The 17,571-nt window shown below is 57.2% G+C and carries 15 protein-coding genes; 9 read left to right on the top strand and 6 right to left on the bottom strand.

All coding sequences use genetic code 11. The features are described from left to right. Window positions 1–156 precede the first annotated feature (156 nt). From RHM65_RS03090 to RHM65_RS03055, 8 genes are all read left to right on the top strand, one after another. Window positions 157–1,647, top strand: a complete 1,491-nt coding sequence (locus RHM65_RS03090; protein ID WP_322167405.1) for an aldehyde dehydrogenase family protein — start codon at window positions 157–159, stop codon at window positions 1,645–1,647. Window positions 1,648–1,806: 159 nt separating this feature from the next. Continuing rightward, on the top strand, window positions 1,807–3,090 hold the full coding sequence (locus RHM65_RS03085; RefSeq protein ID WP_322167406.1) for an FAD-binding oxidoreductase: 1,284 nt from the start codon (window positions 1,807–1,809) through the stop codon (window positions 3,088–3,090). Window positions 3,091–3,466: 376 nt separating this feature from the next. After that, on the top strand, window positions 3,467–4,621 hold the full coding sequence (locus RHM65_RS03080) for an ABC transporter substrate-binding protein (protein WP_322167407.1): 1,155 nt from the start codon (window positions 3,467–3,469) through the stop codon (window positions 4,619–4,621). A 176-nt stretch (window positions 4,622–4,797) separates the two neighbouring features. Further along, window positions 4,798–5,712 carry an ABC transporter permease subunit gene (locus RHM65_RS03075; RefSeq protein ID WP_322167408.1) on the top strand — a complete coding sequence of 305 codons (915 nt, stop codon included), beginning with the start codon at window positions 4,798–4,800 and terminating at the stop codon, window positions 5,710–5,712. Window positions 5,713–5,752: 40 nt separating this feature from the next. Next, a complete protein-coding gene (gene livM, locus RHM65_RS03070) occupies window positions 5,753–7,030 on the top strand; it encodes a high-affinity branched-chain amino acid ABC transporter permease LivM (RefSeq protein ID WP_416194752.1) in 1,278 nt (425 codons plus the stop codon). Beyond that, the gene (locus RHM65_RS03065) at window positions 7,027–7,902 is read left to right on the top strand and encodes an ABC transporter ATP-binding protein (protein ID WP_322167410.1); all 876 of its coding nucleotides are present in this window, start codon (window positions 7,027–7,029) and stop codon (window positions 7,900–7,902) included. Before livM ends, RHM65_RS03065 begins: the two co-directional genes overlap by 4 nt. Further along, window positions 7,899–8,615 carry an ABC transporter ATP-binding protein gene (locus RHM65_RS03060; RefSeq protein WP_322167412.1) on the top strand — a complete coding sequence of 239 codons (717 nt, stop codon included), beginning with the start codon at window positions 7,899–7,901 and terminating at the stop codon, window positions 8,613–8,615. The genes RHM65_RS03065 and RHM65_RS03060 overlap by 4 nt, the downstream gene beginning before the upstream one ends. Window positions 8,616–9,365: 750 nt before the next feature. After that, on the top strand, window positions 9,366–10,130 hold the full coding sequence (locus tag RHM65_RS03055) for an SDR family oxidoreductase (RefSeq protein WP_322167413.1): 765 nt from the start codon (window positions 9,366–9,368) through the stop codon (window positions 10,128–10,130). Between the two features lie 101 nt (window positions 10,131–10,231). On the opposite strand, the gene RHM65_RS03050 is transcribed toward RHM65_RS03055, so the two are convergent. From RHM65_RS03050 to RHM65_RS03025, 6 genes are all read right to left on the bottom strand, one after another. Further along, window positions 10,232–11,368, bottom strand: a complete 1,137-nt coding sequence (locus tag RHM65_RS03050) for an AGE family epimerase/isomerase (protein ID WP_322167414.1) — start codon at window positions 11,366–11,368, stop codon at window positions 10,232–10,234. 186 nt (window positions 11,369–11,554) lie between these two features. Next, window positions 11,555–12,172 carry an urease accessory protein UreG gene (ureG, locus tag RHM65_RS03045; protein ID WP_322167416.1) on the bottom strand — a complete coding sequence of 206 codons (618 nt, stop codon included), beginning with the start codon at window positions 12,170–12,172 and terminating at the stop codon, window positions 11,555–11,557. Between the two features lie 65 nt (window positions 12,173–12,237). Beyond that, window positions 12,238–12,912, bottom strand: a complete 675-nt coding sequence (locus RHM65_RS03040; protein WP_322167417.1) for an urease accessory protein UreF — start codon at window positions 12,910–12,912, stop codon at window positions 12,238–12,240. Next, a complete protein-coding gene (ureE, locus tag RHM65_RS03035) occupies window positions 12,909–13,409 on the bottom strand; it encodes an urease accessory protein UreE (RefSeq protein ID WP_322167418.1) in 501 nt (166 codons plus the stop codon). The genes RHM65_RS03040 and ureE overlap by 4 nt, the downstream gene beginning before the upstream one ends. A gap of 150 nt (window positions 13,410–13,559) precedes the next feature. After that, entirely contained in the window at window positions 13,560–14,192 is a 633-nt protein-coding gene (locus tag RHM65_RS03030) for a TetR family transcriptional regulator (RefSeq protein WP_322167420.1), read from the bottom strand. Window positions 14,193–14,314: 122 nt separating this feature from the next. Further along, the gene (locus RHM65_RS03025; protein WP_322167421.1) at window positions 14,315–14,578 is read right to left on the bottom strand and encodes a hypothetical protein; all 264 of its coding nucleotides are present in this window, start codon (window positions 14,576–14,578) and stop codon (window positions 14,315–14,317) included. A gap of 364 nt (window positions 14,579–14,942) precedes the next feature. Between RHM65_RS03025 and RHM65_RS03020 the strand changes: the two genes are divergently transcribed. Beyond that, entirely contained in the window at window positions 14,943–17,009 is a 2,067-nt protein-coding gene (locus tag RHM65_RS03020) for an AsmA family protein (protein ID WP_322167423.1), read from the top strand. Window positions 17,010–17,571 lie beyond the last annotated feature (562 nt).

Raw genomic sequence — 17,571 nt, 5'->3', positions numbered from 1 at the left:
ACGCGAAGGGCAGCATGAATAAACGGAATGATATCTCGCGTAATGGTCGTTTGTTCCTACGTCTCAGGCCAGCTATTAGTAGAGGCTGACGCTTTAGCCGCTTTTGTTTGTGCTCCCCTATTTCGGCTTTTTCATTTATAGAAACCAGGAGAAACCATGATTACCGACTTGCTCAACCGTCTCGGTGTCGATGCCTCGCTGTACCAGAATGGCAACCAAGCCGTGCACACACCGGTCGATGGCAGCCAAGTGGCTCGCGTGCATTGGGAAGGGCGAGCGGAAGTGGAACAGCACGTGACCCGTGCCGAAAACGCTTTCGAAGCCTGGCGTAAAGTGCCGGCTCCACGCCGTGGCGAGCTGATTCGTTTGTTCGGTGAAGCGCTGCGTAAGCACAAAGCCGAGCTGGGCGAGTTGGTGTCGTGGGAAGCGGGCAAGATCACTCAGGAAGGTTTGGGTGAAGTACAGGAAATGATCGACATCTGCGACTTCGCGGTCGGTCTGTCGCGCCAGCTGTACGGTTTGACCATTGCTTCCGAGCGTCCTGGCCACCACATGCGCGAAACCTGGCACCCGCTGGGCGTCGTTGGCGTGATCAGCGCGTTCAACTTCCCCGTCGCCGTTTGGGCCTGGAACACTACGCTGGCGCTGGTTTGCGGCAATGCGGTGATCTGGAAACCTTCGGAAAAAACCCCGCTGACCGCCTTGGCGTGTCAGGCGTTGTTCGAAAGCGTGTTGAAACACTTCCCGGACGCACCGGCTTACTTGAGCCAAGTCGTTATCGGTGGCCGAGAGGCGGGCGAAGCGTTGGTGGATGATCCGCGTGTCGCGTTGATCAGCGCCACCGGCAGCACGCGCATGGGCCGTGAAGTGGCTCCGAAAATCGCCGCACGTTTTGCCCGCAGCATTCTTGAACTGGGCGGCAACAACGCGATGATCCTCGGCCCAAGCGCCGACCTCGACCTGGCTGTCCGCGCGATTCTGTTCAGCGCCGTCGGCACGGCCGGTCAACGCTGCACCAGTTTGCGCCGCTTGATTGCTCACGAATCGGTCAAAGCTGAAATCGTCAGCCGCTTGAAAACCGCTTACGCCAAAGTGCGTATCGGTCACCCGCTGGAAGGTAATCTCGTCGGTCCGCTGATTGATAAAGGTGCCTACGAAAACATGCAGGACGCGCTAGAGCAGGCGTTGAGCGAAGGCGGTCGAGTCTTCGGCGGCAAGCGCGTGTTGGCTGAGGAGTTCCCGAACGCTTACTACGTGACCCCTTCCATCGTCGAAATGCCTGAGCAAAGCGACGTGGTGTGTACCGAAACCTTTGCCCCGATTCTGTACGTGGTCGGTTACGAAGAGTTCGCCGAAGCCGTGCGTTTGAACAACGCCGTGCCACAGGGGCTGTCGTCGTGCATTTTCACCACCGACGTGCGTGAGGCTGAGCAGTTCATTTCAGCGCTGGGCAGTGATTGCGGGATCGCCAACGTCAACATCGGTCCAAGCGGTGCTGAAATCGGAGGCGCGTTCGGCGGTGAGAAAGAAACCGGCGGCGGCCGTGAATCAGGTTCTGATTCGTGGCGCGGCTACATGCGTCGCCAAACCGCGACCGTGAACTACTCGCTTGAATTGCCGCTGGCGCAAGGGATCACCTTCGACTGATAAGGTCAATTTGGTCAATCCCGGTGGGAGCGAACGTGTTCGCGAAGGGAGCAACGCGGTGTTTCAGAACGACCACGTTGCTCCCTTCGCGAACACGTCCGCTCCCACTGGGTTTCGGCAGCGCATTATTTAGACTATGTATTTTTCCGGGGTTTTGCGATGCCGTTACGCGAAGAATGTCTGTGGGAAAAATTGACACCGCAACGGCCTGATGCCGGGGCGCTTAAAGGAGAAGTAACGGTTGATGTGTGCGTGATTGGCGCAGGCATTACCGGTTTGTCAGCGGCGATTCACCTGTTGGAACAGGGCAAGACCGTCGCCGTGCTGGAAGCCCAACGCGTCGGTCAAGGTGGATCCGGGCGCAACGTTGGGCTGGTCAACGCCGGGTTGTGGATACCGCCCGACGACATCGAAGCGGGCTTCGGCAAAGAAGTCGGCAGCCAACTGAATCAAATGCTGGGTGCCGCGCCGTCATTGGTGTTCAGCCTGATCGACAAGTACGGCATCGATTGCCAGCTGCGCCGTGAAGGCACGCTTCACATGGCGCACAACGCCCGTGGCGGAGCCGACCTGCGCAGCCGCGAAGAGCAATGGAAACGCCGCGGCGCCCCAGTGGAATTACTGACGGGCAAAGCGTGCCAGGACGCCACCGGCACCCAGAAAATTTCCACCGCGCTGCTGGATCGTCGAGCCGGTACGTTCAACCCGATGGCTTACACCAGCGGGCTGGCCAAGGCGGTGGTCGGGCTCGGTGGTCAGGTGTTTGATCACTCTCCGGTCACCCGTCTCGAACGCCAAGGTGATCGCTGGTGCGTGATCACCGAGCACGGTGCAGTGCTCGCCGAAAAAGTCGTGATCGCGTCCAACGCTTACACTGAGGGTGAATGGACCGAGCTGCGGCGCAATTTCTTCCCCGGTTATTACTATCAGGTCGCTTCTGCGCCACTGACAGAGGACGCGGCGCAGCAGATTTTGCCCGGTGGCCAAGGTTCATGGGACACACGCCAAGTACTCAGCAGTATTCGCCGCGACGCTGATGGCCGTCTGTTGTTGGGGAGCCTGGGCAACGGCAATCAAAAGCCAACCTGGTTTCTCAAAGCGTGGGCCGACCGGGTTCAGCAGCATTACTTCCCGTACCTGAAACCGGTTGAGTGGGAATGTACTTGGACGGGCACCATTGCCTTCACGCCAGATCACCTGTTGCGTTTGTTTGAACCTGCTCCGGGCCTGGTTGCTGTCACGGGCTACAACGGCCGTGGCAACACCACTGGAACCGTCGTCGGCAAAGCGTTCGCCGATTACCTGTGCCATGGCGATCCAAAAGCGCTACCGGTACCCTTCGCTCCGATGAGTCCATTGACGGGTGTGGGAATACGCAGTGCGCTCTACGAGGCGGGATTTTCGCTGTATCACGCGGGCCAGTGCCTGCGGATCGTGATTTAAGGCGATTTTTTCGCGCATCCTGCGGCGCTTTATTGCGCACCCGCTACCCTGTGATGGTGCATCCTGTAGCGGTCGCGCACCGTAGGTGTGCAGTTCGGTGACGCATACTGTTACAGTCCGGTTGCACGCAGTCATTTACACGGGTTGCAATTATTATTTGCGTGGGTTGCGCTCTTTTTTCGGGAGGGTTGCACCTGCTGCGTTTTAGACGGTTGCACGCCCCGAGAATTGGGCCCCAAAAGGTCGTGGCTGAACAAAATAACGACTTTTCAAAGAATAAAAACCCTATGGCACGCCACTTGCTCTGACCTTGTAGCTGAATCAAAGCTTCCGCTGAAGTTGCTGTGCTAACTAAAATCTCAGGAGCACCATCACCATGTCACAGACGTTTTACAGAAAAGGTTTTCTGGCACTCGCAGTTGCTACTGCATTGGGTGTTTCTTCGTTTGTTCAGGCCGCGGATCTCAAAATTGGCGTTGCCGGTCCGATGACAGGTGCTAACGCTTCGTTTGGCCTTCAATACATGAAGGGCGCTCAGGCTGCAGCCGATGCGATCAACGCAGCGGGCGGCGTTGAAATTGGCGACGGTATTAAGGAAAAAATTGTTTTGGTCCAAGGCGATGACGCCTGCGAGCCGAAACAAGCGGTAGCGGTCGCCAACAAATTGGTCGACCAGGATAAAGTTGCTGGTGTCGTGGGTCACTTCTGCTCGTCGTCGACCATTCCCGCTTCTGAGGTCTATAACGACGCCGGCGTGATCGCAATCACTCCGGGTTCAACCAACCCAATGGTAACTGAGCGCAACTTCAGCGCAATGTTCCGTATGTGCGGCCGTGATGACCAACAAGGCATCGTTGCCGGTGATTACATCGTTGACGTCCTGAAAGGCAAGAAAGTTGCCGTCATCAACGACAAAGACACCTACGGCAAAGGCCTGGCTGACGCGACTTCAATGCAGTTGACCAAGCGTGGTGTTAAACCGGTTCTCGAAGAAGGCTTGACCCGTGGCGAGAAAGATTTCAGCGCCCTGGTGACCAAGATCCGTTCGGTTGGGGCTGACGTGGTCTACTTCGGTGGCCTGCACCCAGAAGCCGGTCCACTGGTTCGTCAACTGCGTGAACAAGGCCTCAAAGACGTCAAGTTCATGTCGGATGACGGCATCGTGACTGACGAATTGGTCACCACCGCTGGCGGCGCGCAATTCGTTGACGGCGTGTACATGACTTTCGGCGCTGACCCACGCATGCTGCCAGACAGCAAGGCTGTGGTTGATCAGTTCCGCAAAGCCGGTTACGAGCCTGAAGGTTACACCCTGTACGCTTACGCTTCGGTTCAGGCACTGGCTGCTGGCTTCAATGGCGCCAAGTCGAACAAAGGCGAAGACGCTGCCAAATGGCTGAAAGCTCACTCGGTTAAAACCGTAATGGGAGAGAAAAACTGGGACGCCAAAGGCGACTTGAAAGTCTCCGACTACGTGGTTTACCAGTGGGACAAAAACGGCAAATACCACCAGCTTGATAAGCAGAAGTAAGTAAAACGCATAGACGGGCCTGTCGCTTGTAAAAGCCCAGGCCCTTCTTGTAAGTGGGTCCCTGCAATCCTGCAGCCCCGGATTTCTTCTGAGCCACATGCTTGCGGCCCGAAGCACCTCACGAGGGCGCGTCGGTGTTGTGTCAGGGTGGCCTCTCAAGTTCGAGAGAGTGCGTGATGGACGGTATTTTCCTGCAACAAATGGTCAACGGTCTGACCCTCGGGTCGGTCTACGGGTTGATCGCCATTGGCTACACGATGGTTTACGGCATCATTGGCATGATCAACTTCGCCCATGGCGACGTGTACATGATCTCCTCTTATCTGGCCGCTATAGGTCTTGCTGTTCTTGCTTTCTTCGGTGTCGAATCCTTCCCCTTCCTGATTCTGGGCACGTTGGTGTTCACCATCGTGGTCACGGGCGTTTATGGGTTCGTTATCGAGCGGGTCGCTTACAAGCCGCTGCGCAACTCCACTCGTCTTGCGCCGCTGATCAGCGCCATCGGTATTTCGCTGATCCTGCAAAACTATGCACAGATCGCTCAGGGCGCGCGGCAACAGGGCGTGCCTACCTTGCTTGAAGGCGCTTGGCGCTTTAACGTCGGCACCGGCTTCGTGCAAATCACCTACACCAAAATCTTCATCCTCATCGCCGCCTTCGTTGGTATGGCCGTGTTGACGTACATCATCAAGTACACCCGGCTGGGCAGGATGTGCCGCGCGACTCAACAGGATCGCAAGATGGCCTCGATTCTCGGTATCAACACCGACCGGGTAATTTCCTACGTGTTCATCATCGGTGCCGCTATGGCTGCGTTGGCAGGCGTGTTGATCACCATGAATTACGGGACGTTCGACTTCTACGCCGGCTTCATCATTGGCATCAAAGCCTTCACCGCAGCGGTACTGGGCGGGATTGGTTCATTGCCGGGTGCGATGCTGGGCGGTTTGATCCTGGGGGTTGCCGAGTCGCAGTTCTCCGGTTTGATCAATTCCGATTACAAAGACGTGTTCAGTTTCGGCCTATTGGTATTGATCCTGATTTTCCGTCCTCAAGGCCTGCTGGGTCGCCCACTCGTGGCGAAGGTATAAGCGTATGTCCTCAACTAGTTCCGCTCCTCCTGTCAAACCAATGGATATCAAACGCAGCCTGATCGACGCGGTGGTCGCCGGGTTACTGGCCCTGATCGTGTTTGGTCCCATTGTCGGCATCGTGCTCGACGGCTACAGCTTCAACCTGCAACCCACCCGCGTGGCGTGGCTGGTAGCGGCGGTTATGCTGGGACGCTTTTTGATCAGCCTGTTTCTGCAGACGCCCAAGGGCCTTGCGGTTTCTCAAAGTTTTGAAACCAGTGGTTCCGGCGTGCATGTACTGCCGCCCGATCACAAATCCAAGCTGTATTGGATTCTGCCCATCGTGATCGCGGTGGTCATCATCTTCCCGATCTTCGCCAACAAGTACCTGCTCACGGTGGTCATCCTCGGAATGATTTACGTGTTGCTGGGCCTGGGCCTGAACATCGTGGTCGGCCTGGCTGGCCTGCTCGACCTGGGTTACGTCGCGTTCTACGCGATCGGCGCCTACGGCTTGGCACTGGGGTATCAATACCTCGGGCTAGGTTTTTGGTCGGCATTGCCATTGGCGGCCATCGCTGCGGCGTTAGCGGGCTGTATTCTCGGGTTCCCCGTTTTACGAATGCACGGCGATTACCTCGCCATCGTGACCTTGGGCTTTGGTGAAATCATCCGTTTGGTACTGACCAACTGGATCGGTTTTACCGGTGGGCCAAATGGCGTACCGGTGCCTTCACCGACGATTTTCGGCCTGGAATTTGGCCGCAAAGCTAAAGACGGCGGCATTCCGATCCACGAGTTTTTTCACTTTGACTACAACCCGAACCTGAAATACCTGTTCATCTACATTGTGCTGTTCCTGGTCGTGATGGCGGTGCTGTACATCAAGCACCGTCTGACCCGCATGCCGATTGGCCGTGCGTGGGAAGCCTTGCGCGAAGACGAAATCGCCTGCCGTTCCATGGGCCTGAACCACGTGCTGGTCAAGCTCTCGGCATTCACTATCGGGGCATCGACTGCCGGTTTGGCCGGGGTATTCTTCGCCAGCTATCAGGGCTTCGTTAACCCGACCTCGTTCAGCTTCTTCGAGTCCGCGCTGATCCTAGCCATTGTCGTATTGGGCGGCATGGGCTCTACCGTCGGCGTGGTCATCGCGGCCTTCGTACTGACGGTCGCGCCGGAACTGCTGCGCAGCTTCTCTGAATACCGCGTGTTGCTGTTCGGAATCCTGATGGTGCTGATGATGATCTGGCGTCCACGGGGTTTGATCCGTATCAGCCGTACCGGGGTAACACCGCGTAAAGGCGTATTGATCAACAAGAGGACTGCGCCATGAACGACGAAATCGTTCTTTCGGTCGAGAACCTGATGATGCACTTCGGTGGCATCAAGGCCCTCAGCGATGTCAGCCTCAAGGTGCGTCGTAACTCGATCTTCGCCCTGATCGGTCCTAACGGCGCAGGCAAGACCACCGTTTTCAACTGTTTGACCGGGTTTTACAAAGCCACCGGCGGCAAGATCGAACTCAATGCCCGAGGCGACCGTACCGACGTCATCAAGCTACTCGGCGAGTCGTTCAAAGCAGTCGATTTTGTTTCGCCGAAAAGCTTTCTCAGCCGCGTGTACTACAAAATGTTCGGCGGCACGCACTTGGTCAACCGCTCAGGTTTGGCCCGAACGTTCCAGAACATTCGCTTGTTCAAGGAAATGTCGGTCATTGAAAACCTGTTGGTGGCCCAGCACATGTGGGTCAACCGCAACCTGCTGGCCGGCATCCTCAACACCAAGAGCTATCGCCAAGCCGAAGACGATGCCATGAGCACCGCCTTCTATTGGCTGGAAGTGGTGGACCTGGTGGATTGCGCCAACCGCCTGGCCGGTGAACTGTCCTACGGTCAACAACGCCGTTTGGAGATCGCCCGCGCCATGTGTACCCGGCCTCAGGTGATCTGCCTGGATGAACCGGCTGCGGGCCTCAACCCACAGGAAACCGAAGCGCTGAGCGGCATGATCCGTCTGCTGCGCGACGAACATGACATGACCATCGTGCTGATCGAGCACGACATGGGCATGGTCATGGGCATTTCCGACGATATCGTCGTGCTTGACCACGGCAACGTAATTGCCGTTGGCGGGCCGGAACAGATTCGCAACGATCCGAAAGTGATCGCGGCGTACTTGGGCGCTGATGAAGAGGAGTTGGTATGAGCGTACCCATCCTCGAATTGAAAAATATCGATGTGTTTTATGGGCCGATCCAGGCCTTGAAAAAAGTGTCGTTGCACATTGATGAAGGCGAGACCGTCAGCCTGATTGGTTCCAACGGCGCGGGCAAATCCACGCTGCTGATGTCGATTTTCGGCCAGCCACGGGCCGCCAGTGGGCAGATCATGTACCAAGGCGTCGACATCACTCAAAAGTCGTCGCACTACATCGCCTCTCATGGCATCGCACAGTCGCCAGAAGGGCGGCGGGTGTTCCCGGACATGAGCGTCGAGGAAAACCTGCTGATGGGCACCATCCCCATCGGCGACAAGTTCGCTTCGCAAGACATGCAGCGCATGTTTGAGATGTTTCCCCGCCTTAAAGAGCGCCGCAATCAGCGCGCCATGACCATGTCAGGCGGCGAACAGCAAATGCTCGCCATTGCCCGCGCACTGATGAGCCGTCCAAAACTGTTGCTGCTCGACGAGCCGTCCCTGGGTCTGGCTCCGATTGTGGTTAAACAGATCTTCTCGACCCTGCGCGAGCTGGCGAAGTCAGGCATGACCATCTTCCTCGTTGAACAGAACGCCAACCACGCGTTGCGCCTCTCGGATCGGGCGTATGTGATGGTCAACGGCGAGATTCGTCTGACCGGCACCGGGCAAGAATTGTTGAGCAATGACGAGGTTAGAAACGCCTACCTTGGCGGTCACTGATCAGGACGGGTTACATCGGCAAAACCACCGCGCGCCTTGGGAAATTAGCCCAAGGCGCGTTTTTTTTGAATTGTGGAAAACATTTTTAGCAAGCTCTTAAATCGCGGCATAAAGACGCTGCAAATAGTTGTTTTGTCACGGTTTTGACTTGTCCAAGATTGCTGTGGAGGTAGCTGTGGGTAACATGGGAGTAGCTGGCTGTAGCCCTTGTTATACGTGGCCTCCAGCAGGTTGGTTGTTTTTTGATCAACGGTTTTTCCACTAGCTCCCAAGCAGTCTGTCAATGATTTTCTACCTGTTTGTTCATACAGGTTTTGTGTGGGCTCAACCTGTGGATAAGTCGGTGGACAAGCACTGGAAAGGTTGTTCTAGAGGCCGTGGTTACTGGCATGGAGCCTTCACTGTGTTTTCCCTCTGGAAACTACTTTTTAACGGCGTCAGGTATGGCGGGCAGGGTCAAGTAAAAAACTTCCACAAAAACTGCACGGCCTGCGATGTATCAGGTTGACGGCAGATTGCAGTTGCCCCCAAAGACTGTGGGCGGTGCTGTGGATAAGGTGGGTAAAACTCGTTGCAGCCCATACGGGCTATGGCTTTGCGCCAATAGAGTGTTTTTCGTACAGCTGCAAACGACGGGCGCCGACGCATCCGACGCTTGCTGGTCATACACCCGTCCGGGCATTCTGCCGGTCTGTTGCCCTTATCGTAATCATGGCTGTGCTTGTTTTAGCGCTGCATCAGGAGAAAGAAATGACGTCCACTGTATTCATTACCGGTGCCACCTCCGGCTTTGGCGAAGCCTGCGCCCGCAAATTTGCCGAAGCTGGCTGGTCGCTTGTGCTGACGGGTCGTCGTGAAGAGCGCCTGAATGCGCTGTGCGCTGAATTGTCGAAACAGACCAAGGTCCATGGCCTGGTGGTGGACGTGCGTGACCGTGCGGCCATGGAGAGCGCCATTGCCGGTTTGCCGGCTGAATTCGCGACCATTCGCGGGTTGATCAACAACGCCGGTCTGGCATTGGGTGTTGATCCGGCGCCGAAATGCGATCTGGACGACTGGGACACCATGGTCGACACCAACGTCAAAGGCCTGATGTACACCACCCGTTTGCTGTTGCCGCGCCTGATCGCTCACGGCCGTGGTGCGGCGATCATCAACCTGGGTTCAATCGCCGGCAACTACGCGTATCCGGGCAGCCACGTCTATGGCGCGACCAAAGCATTCGTTAAGCAGTTCTCGTTGAACCTGCGCTGCGATTTGATTGGTACCGGCGTGCGGGTGACCAACCTTGAGCCGGGACTGTGTGAAAGCGAATTCTCGCTGGTGCGTTTCGCGGGCGACAAAGAACGTTATGACGCCACGTACGCGGGTGCCGAAGCAATCCAGCCGCAAGACATCGCCGACACGATTTTCTGGCTGATGAACACCCCGGCGCACGTCAACGTCAACAGCCTGGAATTGATGCCGGTCAGCCAGACCTGGGCTGGTTTTGCGATTGACCGCACGCGCGGCTGAGTCAGCGACACCGAGTCGCTCGCTTCCCGAATAAATTCGGTCCTACAGGGTTTTGTGTCCGTAAAAAAAACCTGTGGGAGCGAATTCATTCGCGAAGTTTTTCAGCGGTTGAAATACCCCGCCAACCCGCTATAGCAGGTCGCCAGATGGTAGGGCGTGGTCGATGGCATGTCGCTGCGGCTGACGTTGCCTTGGTCGTCCAGACATTCATGCCAACCCGTCGGGTGCAGAAAGCGCTGTTGCAACGCCTTCAACTGCTGAGCCAATGCTTGGTCGCTGTCAGGTCGCAACGCCAATGCCCGCAAGTATTCCGCCTGTGCCCAAATGCGTTGGGTGCCGTCGCGCGCAGTGCCATCAACGTCCAGCGTCGCCTTAACTGCCCCGGTCAGCGGATCGACACCTTGTTGCTCGGTGTAATCGAACGCTCGGGTCAATGACCCATGCAAAGGGCTGTCACGCAGCAGCGGCGAAGACGCCAACAAAAAGAACCATTCAAACTGATGACCGGGTTCGAACCAGTTATCCACAGCGCCCAGCGGTTTTTCTAGCATCACGCCGTGTACCGGATCAACGAAACGCTGCTGCATGGCGTCGACCAATTGCGCCAATGCCGCTTGGGTAGGCTTGTCTTCACGGACTGACACGGTCGCGAGAAAGGCTTCGGCCAAGTGCATTAACGGGTTCTGCAACGGGCCACTGCCTAGCGATGACCAGTCCTGACCGAGGCTCGCTTCATACAACCCGGTGCCGTCGGCAAAGCGTTCGGCAACCACCGTGAGCGCGGCGTTGAGCACTGATTCCACCAACAGCTCGCGCACTTTGGCCCAGTAATGAGCACAGGCGAAAATGATGAAGGCGTGGGTGTACAGGTCTTTGCGCTGATCCAGCGGCTTACCCTGCGGGTCGATGCTGTAGAACCAGCCGCCGTGCTCGGCATCGTGGAAATGCTGCTGCAGGGACCGAAACAGCGCCGCTGCACGACCTCTCGCTTCAGGCACGGCAGGTTGGTCGATCAAGCTGGAAAACAAATACAGCTGACGCGCACAGGCCATGGCGCGGTAACGCTGAGGCGGCAATGGCTGATGATGGGCATCCACCGCTTCATACGGCAGCGCCAACTGCGAATTCCAGCCAGGGCCAAGCCAAAGCGGCACGATGACTTGCTGAAAATGCAGCTGGATGGCGGCGAATACGGCGGTCATTTCAGACTGAGAGGCGGAGCTGGAAACATCGGGCATCGGCTGGCGTCACGGCAAGGGCGTTTGCGCGACATGGTAACGCAATGAAGAAACGGCTCGCCAACAAGTTGCTGCGGCGCCGCAGATACTTCTGTAGGACCGAATTTATTCGGGAAGCGGGCGACGCGGTTTGTCAGCAATACCGCGTCGTGGCCTTCGCGAATGAATTCGCTCCCACAGAGGCAATCAAGCCGCTTCAGTCAGCAGGCCTTGGCGCTCGATGAACGCGATGATCTGTTCCAGCCCGAGGCCGGTTTTCTGATTGCTGAACACGAACGGCTTCTCGCCGCGCATTTTCTTGGTATCGCGGTCCATCATTTCCAGAGATGCCCCCACCAGCGGTGCCAGGTCGACTTTGTTGATTACCAGCAAATCGGACTTACAAATGCCTGGCCCGCCCTTACGCGGCAGCTTGTCACCGGCAGACACGTCGATCACGTAGATCGTCAGGTCCGACAGCTCAGGGCTAAACGTCGCGGATAAGTTGTCACCGCCCGATTCAACAATGATCACGTCCAGGCCTGGAAAGCGCCGGTTCAACTGGTCTACCGCTTCGAGATTAATCGAAGCGTCTTCGCGAATCGCTGTGTGCGGGCAGCCGCCGGTTTCAACACCGATGATGCGTTCAGGCGCCAAGGCTTCGTTGCGCACCAGAAAATCTGCGTCTTCACGGGTGTAGATGTCATTGGTGACCACGGCCAGGTTGTAACGGTCACGCAGGGCCAGGCACAGCGCCAGGGTCAGGGCTGTCTTGCCGGAACCGACCGGGCCACCGATGCCAATACGCAGAGGTTGGCTGTTCATAACGTTCTCCAGTGAGCGGTGATGGCTCTCGGCCAATGGTTGAGCAGGGTCTGTATAAAAAAAGATCAGGACCTAAACAGGCGGCTGTATTGACGTTCATGGCCCATGCTCGCCAGCGACAAGCCAAACGCCGCGCTGCCGTAATGTATCGGGTCGATGTTCGACGCGTGCTGCTGCGCCTGTTGCAATAGCGGCAATAACTCGCTGGTCAGGCGTTGCGCGGCTTGCTGGCCCAGCGGCAGGGTTTTCATCAACACCGCCAATTGGTTTTCCAGCCAGCTCCACAACCAGGCGGCCAGGGCGTCTTGCGGGCTAATCCCCCACGCACGGGCAGCCAAGGCCCAGCCCAAAGCGAAATGCGGCTCAGGCAATTGCTCTAAAAAGGTTCGTGCGGGGGCGTCCAACTCGGGTAGCCCGCTGAGCAATTGGTGCAGGGAATAGCCCATCTGCCGGCTTTCTTGAAACAGCTCGCGGGTTTCCCGGCTGGCGCGGTGTTCCTGACTCAGTTGCAGCAACTGCGCCCAATCGTCCTCGGCCGCCGCCGTGCAATGCGCGAGCAATAACGGGGCTTCAAAGCGGGCCAGATTGAGCAGCAGTTGATCGCCGATCCAGCGTCCGGCGCTGCGGGTGTCATTGACCAGTGCGTTCTCGACTGCCATTTCCAGACCTTGCGAGTAGCTGTAACCACCAATCGGCAACTGCGGGCTGGCCAAGCGCAGCAGCGCCCACGCGTTGTTCACGTGCGCACGCCGAATTGATGCAGGCGCGGTGGGTAATTGAAATCTTCTTCACCGGGCCGAGAGTGATGATGGCCACCGCCATACGCACCGTGTTCAGGGTGAAAGGGCGCTTCGATGGCTTCGGTGGTGGCACCCAGTTGATCAAGCATGGCTTTGAGCACGTAATCGTCCAGCAAGCGCAACCAACCGTCGCCCACTTGCAGTGCCACGTGTCGGTTGCCCAGGTGATAGGCCGCGCGGGTTAGCTCGTGGGTATTGCTGCAGGTCACGTGCATCAATTGCTCAGGTCGCGCGCAAACACGAACGATACGTCCGTCCTCCGCTTGCAGGCATTCGCCATCGCGCAACGGTGGTTGGGCGCGCTCAAGGAACAGACCGACGTCCTCGCCCTCGGCAGTGACGCAACGAAGGCGGCTTTTGCTGCGCGCCTCGAAGTTCAAATGCAGCTCGGCTGCCCATTCGGTGCGTGAATCTATTCTTCGGTGAATCACCAGCATCAGCATGCTTCCAGCCAGATTTCGATGGAGTAGTTAGAGCAAGGGGCTTGCCAATATGGGAATGCGCCTACAGCGGGCGACGGCGCTTAAACGCAGAGTAACCGAATGTTCCGGATTGGTGCGTTGATTGTGCGGATGCACCGGTTGGGGTCACTCGGTGCTGCCAAGCCCTTGCCAGTGGTTGGCGCCGATAAAGATAAAGCGCAATTGCTGGGTAATTTTGGCGCGGGGGGTGAGGTGATCGGCGAGGGTCTCTGCGGGAGGGTCGATCAGTTCCGGGAGCATGGCGAACACACTCTTGACCACAAGGTCAGCCATCACTGATAAATCGTCGGCGTCCAGATGTTGCAACTTGGGCATCAACGCCAAGTCGGCAGCCAAGTCGGCGCTGATGCCTTCACGAAGGGCACCCAGCGCTTGGCGCACTTGCAGCGAGCCGCCATATTGTTCGCGGGCCAGAAACAGGAACTGCGAACGGTTGGCACCCACCACTTCCAGAAATATTTTCACCGAGCCTTCGATGATGCCGCCCACAACGGATTTGTTGTGACGCACCAGGCGAATGGTTTTGCGAAAGGTCTGACCCACTTCAGAGACCAGCGCCAAGCCCAGTTGGTCCATGTCTTCGAAGTGCCGATAGAACCCGGTCGGTACGATTCCGGCGGTTTTCGCGACTTCACGCAGGCTCAGGCTGCCAAATCCACGGCCGCTCGCCATCAAGCTGTGGGCGGCGTCGAGCAAGGCATGGCGAGTTTGTTGTTTCTGTTCGGCACGGGGCAGCATGGTGGGTGACATCTGAGGGGGGACTGCGCGGCACTTTAACAAATGCGCTGTAGTTGCGCGAAGCAAACGCTGAATAGCAAAAACCCGGCAATCAGCCGGGCTTATGAATGAGCGTCGAGCACTCAGCTATCGCGGCGATGCTGTTCGAGCAGGCGATCAGCGCCGCCTTCAGCTACGCGCTGGTATTGCTGAATCAAACGGCCGGTGTCGGCGATGCGGCCACTCTGTTTGATGGCGTGATCAGAACCGCCTTCAGACAGTGTATTAAACAGGGCTGCCGAGGCTGGTTTGGCCTGAGCTGAGAGTGCCTGTTCGCTGGCTGGCATCGCAAAAGCGGAGGACGCCAGCAAAGAAAGGGACAGGCTCAGCAGCAGTGGGTGTTTCATGAGAGGTGCTCCACGGTAGGGCATTAAAACTTTGAGGCGCGCATCTTACTCTTGGGATGTCGATATGAAAGTTCGCAAAAATGATTCTAACAATCGATGAAATTGATTCGTCGCCACAGCCCTTGACCCGCGCGGCCTGTGTCGAATTGATTTTGCCCTGCTTTGGGGATTTTAAGATTTATTTGCCCCTGTCGAGGGCGTCTATCCCGGTGACTACGGGGTCGTTTCAGCTTATTTTCATCCTGATCAAAACCTGCGGCGTTTTTTCCAGTCGAAGGAAAAAGCTCTAATAGTCGAACCGTCTACGCTTAGGGCAGATGCGCCATCGCTGGCAGGAAGTAGAAGAAATCTGGAGAGTCATGTAATGACGCGTCGCCGTAAAATTGTTAACTGGACGGGCATCATCTTTGTGCTGCTAGTGGCCATTCTGGCCATTGTGATCGTCACGTTCGATTGGAACCGAATCAAACCCACACTCAATGAAAAAGTCTCCGCCGCTTTGCATCGGCCCTTTGCGATCAACGGCAACCTTGCCGTGCTGTGGCAGCGTGAGCCCGATCAAGACGGCTGGCGGGGTTGGTTGCCGTGGCCGCACTTCATCGCCGAAGACCTGACCCTGGGTAATCCTGACTGGTCGAAGAATCCGCAGATGGTCACCCTTAAACGAGTTGAGTTTCGCCTGGCGCCCTTGCCATTGTTAGTGCATCAAGTGGTGATCCCCAGAATCGACCTGACCGCGCCCAACGCCAAACTGGAGCGTCTGGCCGATGGCCGCGCCAACTGGACGTTTGATCTGCCCCCGTCCGACCCCAACGCCGAACCGTCGAAATGGGTACTGGACATCGGCGCGATCAAATTCGACAAAGGCTTGGTGAGCCTCAACGACCAAAGCCTGAAAACCCAGCTGGACTTGGTAATCGACCCATTGGGCAAACCGATCCCGTTTAGCGACATCGTTGGCACCAGTGAAGCGAAGAAAGCCCAGGACAAAGGCACCGCGCCGCAGGACTACGCGTTCGCCCTGACCGTTAAAGGCCAGTACCACGATCAAAAACTCAGCGGCAACGGCAAAGTCGGTGGCTTGCTGGCGCTTAAAGATGCCGGGCAGCCATTCCCGGTCCAGGCCGACATGCAAATCGCCGACACCCGAATTGGGGTGGCCGGCACCCTGACTGACCCTGAAAACCTCGGCGCGCTGGATTTACGCCTGAAGCTGGCGGGCAGCAGCTTGGGCAATCTGTACCCATTGACGGGGGTTAACTTGCCGGATTCACCGGCATACTCCACCGATGGCCACTTGATCGCGAAATTGCACGATGCCGCTGGGGCGTCGTTTCGCTATGAAGGCTTCAACGGCAAGATCGGCAACAGCGACATCCACGGCGATCTTGGCTACGTCGCCAGCCAGCCGCGCCCGAAGCTGACCGGCGCGCTGGTGTCCGAGCAGCTATTGTTCACTGACCTGGCGCCATTGATTGGCGCCGACTCCAATGCCGCACAGAAAAAACGCGGCGGCGACAGCAAACAGCCCGCAGGCAAAGTGCTGCCGGTGGAGGAGTTTCACACCGATCGTTGGCGGGTCATGGATGCCGACGTCGAGTTTACCGGCAAGAAAATCGTCCAGAGCGCCAGCTTGCCGTTTACCGACCTGTATACCCACGTCGTACTCGATGACGGCCAACTCAACCTGCAACCGCTGCGCTTTGGCGTGGCCGGCGGCAAACTCGATGCCGACATCCGGCTGGACGGCCGCTCCACACCGCTTCAAGGGCGAGCAAAAATCACGGCCCGCAACTTCAAGCTCAAGCAGTTGTTCCCGACGTTTGAGCCGATGAAAACCAGCTTCGGTGAATTGAATGGCGACGCCGACCTCAGCGGCCGGGGGAATTCAGTGTCGGCGCTGCTGGGCACATCCAATGGTGAATTGAAAATGCTGGTCAATGACGGCGCCATTAGCCGCAGCTTGATGGAAATCGCCGGGCTCAACGTTGGCAACTACGTGGTTGGCAAAATGTTTGGCGACAAGGAAGTGAAAATCAACTGTGCCGCGGCCGACATGGGCATCAAGGACGGCTTGGCGACCACCAAACTGTTCGTCTTTGACACCGAAAACGCCATCGTCTACATCAACGGCACCGCAAACTTCAGCAGCGAGCAACTGGACCTGAAGATCAACCCAGAATCCAAAGGCTTCCGCGTGTTCTCCCTGCGTTCGCCGCTGTACGTACGCGGCACCTTCGGCAAACCCGACGCGGGCGTACAGTCCGGCCCATTGATCCTGCGTGGCGCGGGCATGGTGCTGCTCGGTGCAGTAATGGGACCCGCAGCCGGGCTATTGGCCTTGGTTGCACCCAGCGGCGGTGAACCCAACCAATGCGCGCCGTTGCTGGAACAGATGAAAGCCGGTAAGGCACCGAAAACGGTGAAGTAGGTTAAAGCGATTTGAAATGCACATTGTTTTTTAGGCGCTGCCGAAGGCTGCGAGGCCGGCACGGCTCTGGGGTTTTATTGACCGGTTGATAGCAAGCAGCCACAAATCCTGTGGGGGAATAGGCTTGCCTGCGAAGAGGCCCTTAGTCACGCCGCTGATGTCGACCTGAAACCTGGGCCGCCTGCATTGACGCTTTCGTTGGCAAGCCAACTCCCACAGCTTTTAATAGAGGGGCCGCTATGTTTTCGATGCCGCGCTGTCGCGCAGCAAACACAGGGCCACTGTAGGAGCGCGCTTACCCGCGAGCGGCTGCGTAGCAGTCGTAAACCCAGCCACTTTATCTTTCAGTTGGAACCGGGTCGACCTGTTGGGAACGCTCCGGTCGAGCGCGGCCCCGGGCGCATCGCGGGCAAGCGCGCTCCTACACTTTAATATCGATAATTCAATGAGTTATACGGTATTTGATAAGGCCTTTTGATGATTGATCGAACGACAGATTCAGATTCGTCCTAAAGATTATTCACCGCCAAAACATTAGCGTCTCACCTTGATTTCAGGGAGA

The sequence above is a fragment of the Pseudomonas sp. CCI4.2 genome (assembly GCF_034350045.1).
GTDB lineage: Bacteria > Pseudomonadota > Gammaproteobacteria > Pseudomonadales > Pseudomonadaceae > Aquipseudomonas.
The sequence above is the reverse complement of the archived record's forward strand: the minus strand, read 5'-3'. Positions and strand labels throughout refer to the sequence as shown.

Excerpts from the sequence above, each read along its gene's own strand:
- RHM65_RS03090 (WP_322167405.1), top strand. The coding sequence starts at position 157 with ATGATTACCGACTTGCTCAACCGTCTCGGTGTCGATGCCTCGCTGTAC.
- RHM65_RS03085 (WP_322167406.1), top strand. The coding sequence starts at position 1,807 with ATGCCGTTACGCGAAGAATGTCTGTGGGAAAAATTGACACCGCAACGG.
- RHM65_RS03080 (WP_322167407.1), top strand. The coding sequence starts at position 3,467 with ATGTCACAGACGTTTTACAGAAAAGGTTTTCTGGCACTCGCAGTTGCT.
- RHM65_RS03075 (WP_322167408.1), top strand. The coding sequence starts at position 4,798 with ATGGACGGTATTTTCCTGCAACAAATGGTCAACGGTCTGACCCTCGGG.
- livM (WP_416194752.1), top strand. The coding sequence starts at position 5,753 with ATGGATATCAAACGCAGCCTGATCGACGCGGTGGTCGCCGGGTTACTG.
- RHM65_RS03065 (WP_322167410.1), top strand. The coding sequence starts at position 7,027 with ATGAACGACGAAATCGTTCTTTCGGTCGAGAACCTGATGATGCACTTC.
- RHM65_RS03060 (WP_322167412.1), top strand. The coding sequence starts at position 7,899 with ATGAGCGTACCCATCCTCGAATTGAAAAATATCGATGTGTTTTATGGG.
- RHM65_RS03055 (WP_322167413.1), top strand. The coding sequence starts at position 9,366 with ATGACGTCCACTGTATTCATTACCGGTGCCACCTCCGGCTTTGGCGAA.
- RHM65_RS03050 (WP_322167414.1), bottom strand. The coding sequence starts at position 11,368 with ATGCCCGATGTTTCCAGCTCCGCCTCTCAGTCTGAAATGACCGCCGTA.
- ureG (WP_322167416.1), bottom strand. The coding sequence starts at position 12,172 with ATGAACAGCCAACCTCTGCGTATTGGCATCGGTGGCCCGGTCGGTTCC.
- ureE (WP_322167418.1), bottom strand. The coding sequence starts at position 13,409 with ATGCTGGTGATTCACCGAAGAATAGATTCACGCACCGAATGGGCAGCC.
- RHM65_RS03030 (WP_322167420.1), bottom strand. The coding sequence starts at position 14,192 with ATGCTGCCCCGTGCCGAACAGAAACAACAAACTCGCCATGCCTTGCTC.
- RHM65_RS03025 (WP_322167421.1), bottom strand. The coding sequence starts at position 14,578 with ATGAAACACCCACTGCTGCTGAGCCTGTCCCTTTCTTTGCTGGCGTCC.
- RHM65_RS03020 (WP_322167423.1), top strand. The coding sequence starts at position 14,943 with ATGACGCGTCGCCGTAAAATTGTTAACTGGACGGGCATCATCTTTGTG.